Below are 8,834 nucleotides of genomic sequence, written 5' to 3'. Positions count from 1 at the left end.
TCCCCCCCCCCCCCCCCCCCCCCCCCCCCCCCCCCCCCCCCCGGCGCCGAGCGTTAGGCCCGGCCGCGCCGGGCGGCCTCGCGTGGGCTTACGGCGAGGGAGTGGCCGCCCGGTCACGCCGCCTCTGACGGGACGGTGAGGCACATGGGCGCAGTCCCGGCCGCCGGCTCGGTGCCTCGGTGCCTCGGCGCCTCGGTGCACGGTGCGGGACGAGCTGTTCGGTTCGCTGACCATCACCCAGCAGGGCGATGGCATGGCCCTGGGCCTGGTGGAGGGGGCGGGGCTGCCCACCGCGACGATCGTCCGAGAAGGGGAGGCGCGGGACCGTGCCCAGGCCCCGGTGGGCACCCGCGACGCGGACCGGCTGACCGTGACGGTCGGCGGCGACACGGCCGGGCTCCGCCTCGGGCCGGGGCGGCTGACCGGCTCCTCGTTCGCTGTCCGTGCCGAGCTTCCGGGTCGGGCCTGCCGTTTCGAACCCGTCGGCTCCCACAGCAGTGTGCTGTGGCGCGACGGGTGGCAGCTGGCCGCGTTCGTGTGCGGCGAGGACGAAATGCCGGCGGCCTGGCGGCCCGAGGAGGGCTCCCCCTCGCCGCAGGACGCCGCCGTGGGCTACCTGCGACCGCCTTCGGCACGGGTGCCGCGAGCACGGGCAGGCTCGTCGTCGAGGTCCTCGTGGGGATGTTCGGCGCCGGCGGGCCCTGAGACGGCTCGTGGTACGGCGGGGCCCGGCCCCCGTGGCGACGGGGGCCGGGCCGGAGCGTCCTCGCCGGGTGCGCCGGGTCAGCGGCCCGCACCCGAGGGCTCGACCGGTGCCGGGGCGGGCGCCGGTCGTACGGGGGCCGGCGCGACCGCGGTCTCGTCGTGGGTCATGTCCGGCAGCCGGCCGAGCCACTTGGGCAGGTACCAGTTGCGCTCGCCCAGCAGGGCCATCACCGCGGGGAGCAGCACACCGCGGATGACGGTGGCGTCGATGAGCACCGCCGCGGCCAGGCCCACGCCCATCTGCTTCATGCTCTGCATGGACAGCGTGCCGAAGATGGCGAAGACCGCCACCATGATGACCGCGGCGCTGGTGACCACACCGGCCGTTGTCGTGATGCCGTGCCGGATCGCGGCCTGCGTGGTCAGCCCGCGCATCCGCGCCTCGCGGATCCGGGAGACCACGAAGACGTGGTAGTCCATGCTCAGCCCGAAGAGGATCACGAACAGGAACAGCGGCAGCCAGGCCACGATCGCGCCGACGCCCTCGGCGCCCACCAGGCCGGCACCCCAGCCGTGCTGGAAGACGATGGTCAGGATGCCGTAGGCGGCGCCCACCGACAGCAGGTTGAGCACGATCGAGGTGACCGCGATCGTCAGCGACCGGAAGGAGAGCAGCATCAGCAGGAAGGCGAAGGCCACGACGAAGGCGAAGACCGGGGGCACCGCGTCGCCGATCTTGTCGGTGAAGTCCATCGACGCCGCGGTCGAGCCGCCGATCGGCGCCGAGAGGCCGGCCACCTTGGCCAGGGTGCCCGGGCGCACCTCGTCACGCAGGACCTTCAGCGAGGCCTCGGCCTTCTCCTCGTCGGTGCCGCCCGTCAGCGGCACCTTGAGGACGGCGACGCCCTCCTTCTCGTGGAGCTCGGTCTCCACCGGCCCGGGGGAGGCGCCCTTGGCCACGGCCTCCCGGGAGAAGGCGTCGATGGCCTGACGTACCTCGGGCGAGCTGATGCCGGGGGCCTTGACGACCACCTGGGCCGGGTCCGGGCCGCCGGGGAACGCCTTGTTGATGTCCTCGTAAGCCCGGACGACCGGCAGGTCGTCGCCCAGTTCCTGACTTAGTGTCAGGTTCGCGGTGTTCAGGCCGATCGCCGGGACGGCCAGCGCGACCAGCGACCCGCCCGCGACCGCGGCCGCCACCACCGGACGGCGCAGCACGCCGGCCAGGACAGCCCGCCAGATGCGGGACTCCCCGCCGGCCCCCCTGCCCCGGCGGTGCAGGAAGGGGATCCGGCCCTTCTCGACCCGCTCGCCGAGCAGGGACAGCAGCGCGGGCAGCACGGTCACCGAACCGAACATCGCCACGGCCACCACCATCATCGTGGCCAGGCCCATCGCCCTGAAGTCGCCGATGCCGGTGAAGAGCATGCCCGCCATCGCCACGATCACCGTCACGCCGGAGACCAGCACCGCCCGGCCACTGGTGGCCGCCGCGATGCGCAGCGCGGTCTGCGCGTCGTGTCCCGCCTCCCGCTCCTCGCGCTCACGCCGCAGGTAGAACAGGCAGTAGTCGACACCGACCGCCAGGCCGACCAGCAGCATCACGGAGTTGGCGGTGTCGCTCATGTGGACGGCGTGGCTCACCACGGCCACCAGGCCGGTCGTGGCGAGGAAGGCCGTCATCGCCAGCGCCACCGGCAGCAGCGCCGCCACCAGCGCGCCGAAGGCGATCAGCAGGATGCCGAGCGCGACCGGCAGCGCCGAGTACTCGGCGCGCTGGAAGTCGCTGCCGAAGGCCTCGTTGAAGACCTTCTCCGAGCTGGCCTCGCCGAACTGCTCGATTTTCAGGTCCTTGTGCTCGTCGTGGACGCCCTGGACGGCGTCCACGACCGGCTGGACCCGGTCGGCAGCCGTCTCGGGGTCGCCGCGCATGTCGAACCTCACCAGCGCGGACCGGCCGTCCTCGGAGACCGCCCCGAGGTCGTACGGCGACTGGACGGAGGTGACCTGGCCGGTGCCCTTCACCGCGGCGACGACCTCCCTGACCACGGCCCGGAAGGCCGGGTCGGTGGCCTTCCGGGAACCCTCGGCCGCCTGGACGAGCACCATCTCGCCGGCGGGTCCGTCGCTCAGCCCGGCCTTGTCCAGGATGGCCACCGCCTGCCCGAACTCCCCGGGCACCTCCTCCCGGTCCGTCAGGTCGACCCGCCCGGCCATCGAGCCGATGACCAGCGCGAGTACGACGAAGAGCAGCCAGCTCCCGACCGCCGTCCAGCGGTGCCGGGCGCTCCAGCCGCCCATGGCGGCGGCGATGCCCTGCCCGCGTACCGTCCCCGCGGTACGTACCCTGCCGTGCGCGCTTGCCACGGTTGCGAACCCCCTCGAAGCCGGGCGGTGGAACCTCACCACCGCCTCGTCCACGACGCTATGGGTCCGCGGGACACCGCCCCATCCGGCTGACAGGTGAACCGGCGGCGGGTTTCTCCTCCCCAGGGAGTGGGGACAACCCCCGCCCACGGGAGTGTTTGCCCCCTACAGCTAACACCCTCCCGGCGCCCGGCCGCACGCGAACGGGATCCGGGGTGCGGTACCCGGATCCGGGCTACTGGCGGTAGCCCGCGAGGAAGCGGCCGATACGGCTGATGGCGGCGTCCAGGTCGTCGGCGCGGGGGAGGGTCAGGATGCGGAAGTGGTCCGGGCGCGGCCAGCTGAAACCGGTGCCCTGGACGACCTGGATCTTCTCGCGGAGCAGCAGGTCGAGCACGAACTTCTCGTCGTCGTGGATCCGGTGCACCTTCGGGTCAAGCCGCGGGAAGGCGTAGAGGGCACCCTTGGGCTTGACGCAGCTGACGCCGGGGATCTCGTTCAGCTTCTCCCAGGCCTTGTCGCGCTGCTCGTGCAGCCTCCCCCCGGGCAGGATCAGGTCCTTGATGCTCTGCCGGCCGCCGAGCGCGGCCTGGATCGCCTGCTGGGCCGGGACGTTGGGGCACAGCCGCATCGATGCCAGCATCGTCAGGCCCTCGAGATAGCTCTTGGCGTGCTGCCGGGGTCCGGTGACGACCAGCCAGCCCGAGCGGAAGCCCGCCACGCGATAGGCCTTGGACAGCCCGCTGAAGGTCAGGCACAGCACGTCGGGGGCGAGCTGGGCCGCCGAGTGGTGGACAGAGTCGTCGTAGAGGATCTTGTCGTAGACCTCGTCGGCGAGGACGACCAGATGATGGCGGCGTGCCAGGTCGAGCATGCCCTCGAGTAGTTCGCGCGGGTAGACCGCGCCCGTCGGGTTGTTGGGGTTGATGACGACCAGCGCCCGCGTACGGCTGGTGATCTTGGAGGCGATGTCGTCGAGGTCGGGGAACCAGTCGGCCTGCTCGTCGCACAGGTAGTGCACCGCCTTGCCGCCGGCAAGGTTCGTCACGGCCGTCCACAGCGGGAAGTCGGGGGCCGGGATCAGCACCTCGTCGCCGTCGTCGACCAGCGCCTGGACGGCCATCTGCACCAGCTCGGAAACCCCGTTGCCGAGGAAGACGTCGTCCACGCCGACGTCGGCGAGCCCGCGCTCCTGGTAGTGCTGGGCCACCGCCCGGCGGGCCGACAGGATGCCGCGTGAGTCGCTGTAGCCGTGCGAGGTGGGGAGCGTGCGGATGATGTCCTGAAGGATCTCCTCGGGCGCCTCGAATCCGAACAGCGCCGGATTGCCCGTGTTGAGCCGCAGGACGCTGTGCCCCGCCTCCTCCAGCGCGTTGGCGTGCTCGATCACCGGCCCGCGGATCTCGTAGCAGACGTCGGCCAGCTTGCTCGACTGCTTGTACTCCATGCGACGGCCTCCCGACCCGGTCCGGTGATCCCGCTCCGTACGCTGCTCTCCTTGGTTTTACCAAGTACGCGCTTGGAAAGTCCAACTCCTTGTCTACACTGGGGATCATGCCGCGCCGAAGTTACGACCAGTACTGCGCCGTCGCCCGGGCCCTGGACACCGTCGGTGAGCGCTGGACGCTCCTGATCGTCCGGGAGCTGCTCGCGGGCCCCCGGCGGTACACCGACCTCCACGCCGACCTGCCCGGCGTCAGCACCGACGTCCTCGCCTCCCGGCTCAAGGAGATGGAGCGCGACGGCCTGGTCACCCGACGGCGCCTCGCACCGCCCGGCGCCGCGTACGTCTATGAACTCACCCGGCGCGGCCGCGAACTGCTCCCCGTACTCGGTGCCCTCGCCGAGTGGGGCGCGCCGGAGCTGCTGGACCCCCGGCCCACCGACGCCGTCCGCGCCCACTGGGCCGCCGTGCCACTCATGCGCCATCTCGCCGCGCTCCCCGGGGTCCCCGCGGGCGTGGTCGAGGTCCGCCTCGACGAGGGCGCCTTCCACATCGAACTCGGCGGCGAGGTCCCGTCGTACGCCGACGGCCCCGCCAAACGCCCCGATGCGGTGCTCGCCCTGCCCGCGGGAGCCGTCCGCGGCATCGCGGAGTCGCTGCGGGACGGCGGCGCCGAGGTCACCGGCGACGGCCCCCTCGCCGACGCCCTGCGCGGCGCCTGACCGCTGTACGGTGCGGGCATGGCCACCGTCGGCTCCGCAGAGGCCGGTCGCACGTGCGCCGTCAACGTCGGCTGGAGCTGCGACGACCCCCGCGAACTGGCTCGCTGGGGCCTGCGGTTGCGCGACTCCCGGACCATTTGGGTCCTCCCGGCGGAGGCCCGCGTACGGCTCACGCCGGGCCGCCGCGCCCTGAGCGCGCTGCTCGACCGCGCCTCGCGCGCCGGGGGCTCCCGGCTGAGCCGCTTCGACGTCGAAAAGCGCTAGCTGCCCGGCGGCACATGGCCCCAGGCGATGGGGGCCGTCGACGGCGCGGCCGGGTACCGTTCCCGGTGCCGTGCGATCCGAGCGAGGATGCCGAGCACCAGGCCGGTGATCGCGAGCGCGAAGCCGAGCAGCGCCGCGAGGCCCAGCACCAGGGGGCCGGTGCGGTCCTCGAGCACCCGGGCTCGTACCCCCGAGGCGGGGAGCGTGCCCGACTCGTCGCTGAGGAACCAGCGGGAATCGAAGGAATCCGCGCGATAGTCGCCGATCAGGAAGAGCCTCCCCCGGGGCACCGTGATGTCGAACGCGGGCGCGCCGCCGGACGGATCGCCGTTCTTGACGTACGGCTCGGACAGCTCCTTGCCGTTGACCGTCACCGGTCCGCCGCTCCGCTCCGCCACACGGTCGCCGCCCGTGCCGATCACACGCTTCAGCACCGGCCCGCCCTGGTAGCGTTCCGGTGCCGCGATCAGCACCACGTCGCCGCGCCGCACCTCGTCACCGTCGATCCGCTCGAACAGGACGCGCTGACCGGGGGAGTAGGTCGGCTCCATGGCCTGGCTCGAGATGGTGGCCGTGGTGTAGCCCGCCCTGACCAGGGCCACCGCGCCGACCATGAGGACCAGCCCCACCGGTCCCAGCACCCAGGCGGCGATGCGCCGTCGTCGTCCAGTCCGCTCCATGACCCCTCCCGAATCCGTGTGTGAGGACACTACCGATCGGCGTCCGGCCACCGCCCATGGCCTCCGGGCCTGCTCCCGGGTACCTTCGTCGGTGGGGAACACCGGGGGGTGGGCGATGTCCGCTACGCACGTCCGCGCGCAGGTGGCGTCCTTCGCCACCGCGCCGGTGCTCGGGGTCGCGGCCGCGGTCGTCGCCGTGCTGACGGCGCTGTCCGGCCGCTACGGCTTCCACCGCGACGAGTTGTACTTCCTCGTCGCCGGCGACCATCCCGCGTGGGGCTACGTCGACCAGCCGCCGCTGACCCCGCTCGCCGCCCGGCTGTCCACCGCGGTCTTCGGCGAAACGCCCGCCGGGCTGCGGGTGGTGGCCACCCTCGCCTGCGCCGCGACCGTCGTGGTCGTCGCCGCCGTCGCCAGGGAACTGGGTGGGGGGCGCACGGCGCAGGTGCTCGCGGCGGCGTGCACCGCGGTCTCCGGTTTCGTCCTGGCCGTCGGCCACATGGTCTCCACAGCCACCTTCGACGTCCTGGTGTGGGTGGTCGTCTGCTGGCTCGTGCTGCGACTGCTCCGCACCGGCGACCGCCGGCTGTGGCCCGCGGTGGGCGCGGCCCTCGGCATCGGCATGCAGAACAAGTACCTGGTCGCCCTGCTGGCCGTGGCCCTGCTCGCGGCGCTGCTCGCCACCGGTCCCCGGCACGTGCTGCGCGGCTGGTGGCCGCTCGCCGGAGCCGTCGTCGCGCTCGCGGTGGCCCTGCCCAGCCTGTGGTGGCAGGCGGCGCACGGCTGGCCCCAGCTGACCGTGGCGGGCGGCATCAGCGCGGACGACGGCGCCGAGAACCGCGTCCTGTTCGTGCCCCAGCAGATCGTCTTCCTCTCACCGGCGTTCGTCCCGGTGTGGATCGCGGGCGGGCTGCGGCTGTGGCGCGAGCCCGCGCTGCGGTGGGCGCGCGCGTTCGTCCCGGCCTATCTCCTTCTCGCCGTCGTGGTGGTCGTCTCGGGCGGCAAGCCCTACTACTGCCTGCCGTTGCTGCTGGCGCTGCTCGCGGCGGGCTGTGTCACGGCTGCCTCCCGGCCGCGCGCCATGTGGTGGGCCGTCGCGCTGACGGCCGTCGTCAGCGCCCTGATCTCGCTGCCGGTGCTCCCGCCGGGCGCGGTGGGCGCGGTGAACGGCGTCAACAAGGAGCAGGGCGAGCAGATCGGCTGGCCGCAGCTCGCCGACGCCGTCGCCGACGCCTGGTCCGGTGTCCCCGTCGCCGACCGGCCGCGCGCGGTCGTATTCGCCCAGAACTACGGCGAGGCCGGCGCCCTGGCCCACTACGGTCCAGCCCGCGGCCTGCCCGCCCCCTACTCCGCCCACATGAGCTTCGCCGACTGGGGCCCGCCGCCCGACTCCGCGACGGGTCCCGTGCTGCTGGTCCGCCAGGAGGGGGCCGACGGCCTCGAACGGTACTTCGCCGACTGCCGCCGGGTCGGCGGCGTCGACAACGGCCACCACGTCGCCAACGAGGAGCAGGACGCCGCGATCGTGCTGTGCGCCGCCCCGAACGCGCCCTGGTCGCAGCTGTGGTCGTGGCTGCGCCACTACTACTAGGTCCTCACTCGCGTGGCGCCCCCGGCCGTCGCGACACGGGGAAATCAGTCGCCGGGGCCGGGGGCGGCGCGTTACGGTGAGCACACTCGCTGATCACGCTCCCCTGAAGGACGCCGCAGAACGGGAGCGGCCCGCACGGTCGGTGCGCGGTGACGGAGGGGCGGCACCACATGTCCGTGCCCTTCCCGAGGAGTTCCCCATGAAGATCGGTCTCGGCCTTCCTGTCGACGACCCCGCCGTGCTGACGACCTGGGCCCGCCGCGCCGACGACGGCCCCTTCAGCAGCCTCGGCCTGCTCGACCGCCTCGTGTACGACAACCCCGAACCGCTGGTCACCCTCGCCGTGCTCGCCGGGGCGACGCACCGGATCCGGTTGCAGACCGAGGTCCTCATCTCCCCGTTCCGCGACGGCGCCGTCCTGGCCAAGCAGGCGGCGACGCTGGACCTCCTCGCCGCAGGCCGCTTCACCCTCGGCGTCGGAGTGGGCGCGCGCGAGGACGACTTCCTCGCGGCGGGCGCCGACTTCCACCGCCGCGGCCGCCTGCTCGACGAGCAGATGGGCCTGCTGCGCCGCCTCTGGGCCGGTGACCCGTACGGCGACGGGGCCGGGCCGATCGGCCCCGCCCCCGCGACCCCGGGCGGGCCAGAGGTGCTCTTCGGCGGCTTCGCCCCGGCGGCGCTGGACCGGGTCGGCCGCCACGGCGACGGCTTCCTCGGCGCCGGGCTGCCGCCCAAGGCGATGGACCGGCTCTTCCGCGAGGCGGAGCGGAGCTGGGAGCGGCACGCGCGGACCGGCCGCCCTCGGCTGGTCGCCCAGGCCAACGTCGCGCTCGGACCGGACGCGGTCGTCACCGCGGCCCGCGCCAACATCCGTGACTACTACGCCTTCAGCGGGATCGCCGACCGTGTCGCGGAGGGCCTGCTGACCACCCCGGAGCAGATCCGCGACGCGGTCGCCGGGTACGACGGCATCGGCGCCGACGAAGTGATGCTCTACTGCTGGTCGTCGGACCTGACCCAGGTGGAACGCCTGGCGGACGTCGCGGCCTGACGGCACGCCG

The 8,834-nt window shown here is 73.4% G+C and carries 7 protein-coding genes; 4 read left to right on the top strand and 3 right to left on the bottom strand.

The features are described 5' to 3' along the window. Positions 1 to 783: 783 nt before the first annotated feature. Both AC3EUJ_RS26090 and AC3EUJ_RS26085 read right to left on the bottom strand, forming a co-directional pair. Positions 784 to 3,006 carry an MMPL family transporter gene (locus AC3EUJ_RS26090; protein WP_431965394.1) on the bottom strand — a complete coding sequence of 741 codons (2,223 nt, stop codon included), beginning with the start codon at positions 3,004 to 3,006 and terminating at the stop codon, positions 784 to 786. 301 nt (positions 3,007 to 3,307) lie between these two features. Then, positions 3,308 to 4,519, bottom strand: a complete 1,212-nt coding sequence (locus AC3EUJ_RS26085) for a pyridoxal phosphate-dependent aminotransferase (RefSeq protein ID WP_431965388.1) — start codon at positions 4,517 to 4,519, stop codon at positions 3,308 to 3,310. Positions 4,520 to 4,626: 107 nt separating this feature from the next. Here AC3EUJ_RS26085 and AC3EUJ_RS26080 point away from each other — a divergent pair, with 107 nt between their 5' ends. Together AC3EUJ_RS26080 and AC3EUJ_RS26075 are read left to right on the top strand one after the other, a co-directional pair. Further along, positions 4,627 to 5,238, top strand: coding sequence for a winged helix-turn-helix transcriptional regulator (locus AC3EUJ_RS26080; RefSeq protein WP_431965386.1), 612 nt, complete (start codon positions 4,627 to 4,629; stop codon positions 5,236 to 5,238). 18 nt (positions 5,239 to 5,256) lie between these two features. Next, positions 5,257 to 5,502, top strand: a complete 246-nt coding sequence (locus AC3EUJ_RS26075; protein ID WP_431965384.1) for a hypothetical protein — start codon at positions 5,257 to 5,259, stop codon at positions 5,500 to 5,502. On the opposite strand, the gene lepB is transcribed toward AC3EUJ_RS26075, so the two are convergent. Further along, positions 5,499 to 6,182, bottom strand: coding sequence for a signal peptidase I (gene lepB, locus AC3EUJ_RS26070; RefSeq protein WP_431965382.1), 684 nt, complete (start codon positions 6,180 to 6,182; stop codon positions 5,499 to 5,501). The genes AC3EUJ_RS26075 and lepB overlap by 4 nt on opposite strands. Positions 6,183 to 6,297: 115 nt before the next feature. Between lepB and AC3EUJ_RS26065 the strand changes: the two genes are divergently transcribed. Next, positions 6,298 to 7,773, top strand: coding sequence for a glycosyltransferase family 39 protein (locus tag AC3EUJ_RS26065; protein ID WP_431965380.1), 1,476 nt, complete (start codon positions 6,298 to 6,300; stop codon positions 7,771 to 7,773). A 199-nt stretch (positions 7,774 to 7,972) separates the two neighbouring features. Further along, on the top strand, positions 7,973 to 8,824 hold the full coding sequence (locus tag AC3EUJ_RS26060) for an LLM class flavin-dependent oxidoreductase (RefSeq protein ID WP_431965378.1): 852 nt from the start codon (positions 7,973 to 7,975) through the stop codon (positions 8,822 to 8,824). Positions 8,825 to 8,834: the final 10 nt, after the last annotated feature.

The organism is Actinacidiphila sp. bgisy160 (assembly GCF_057707815.1).
The sequence above is the reverse complement of the archived record's forward strand: the minus strand, read 5'-3'. Positions and strand labels throughout refer to the sequence as shown.

Bases quoted from the DNA above. Each gene is read 5' to 3' on its own strand.
- lepB (WP_431965382.1), bottom strand. From the start codon at position 6,182: ATGGAGCGGACTGGACGACGACGGCGCATCGCCGCCTGGGTGCTGGGA.
- AC3EUJ_RS26065 (WP_431965380.1), top strand. From the start codon at position 6,298: ATGTCCGCTACGCACGTCCGCGCGCAGGTGGCGTCCTTCGCCACCGCG.
- AC3EUJ_RS26075 (WP_431965384.1), top strand. From the start codon at position 5,257: ATGGCCACCGTCGGCTCCGCAGAGGCCGGTCGCACGTGCGCCGTCAAC.
- AC3EUJ_RS26060 (WP_431965378.1), top strand. From the start codon at position 7,973: ATGAAGATCGGTCTCGGCCTTCCTGTCGACGACCCCGCCGTGCTGACG.
- AC3EUJ_RS26085 (WP_431965388.1), bottom strand. From the start codon at position 4,519: ATGGAGTACAAGCAGTCGAGCAAGCTGGCCGACGTCTGCTACGAGATC.
- AC3EUJ_RS26090 (WP_431965394.1), bottom strand. From the start codon at position 3,006: ATGGGCGGCTGGAGCGCCCGGCACCGCTGGACGGCGGTCGGGAGCTGG.
- AC3EUJ_RS26080 (WP_431965386.1), top strand. From the start codon at position 4,627: ATGCCGCGCCGAAGTTACGACCAGTACTGCGCCGTCGCCCGGGCCCTG.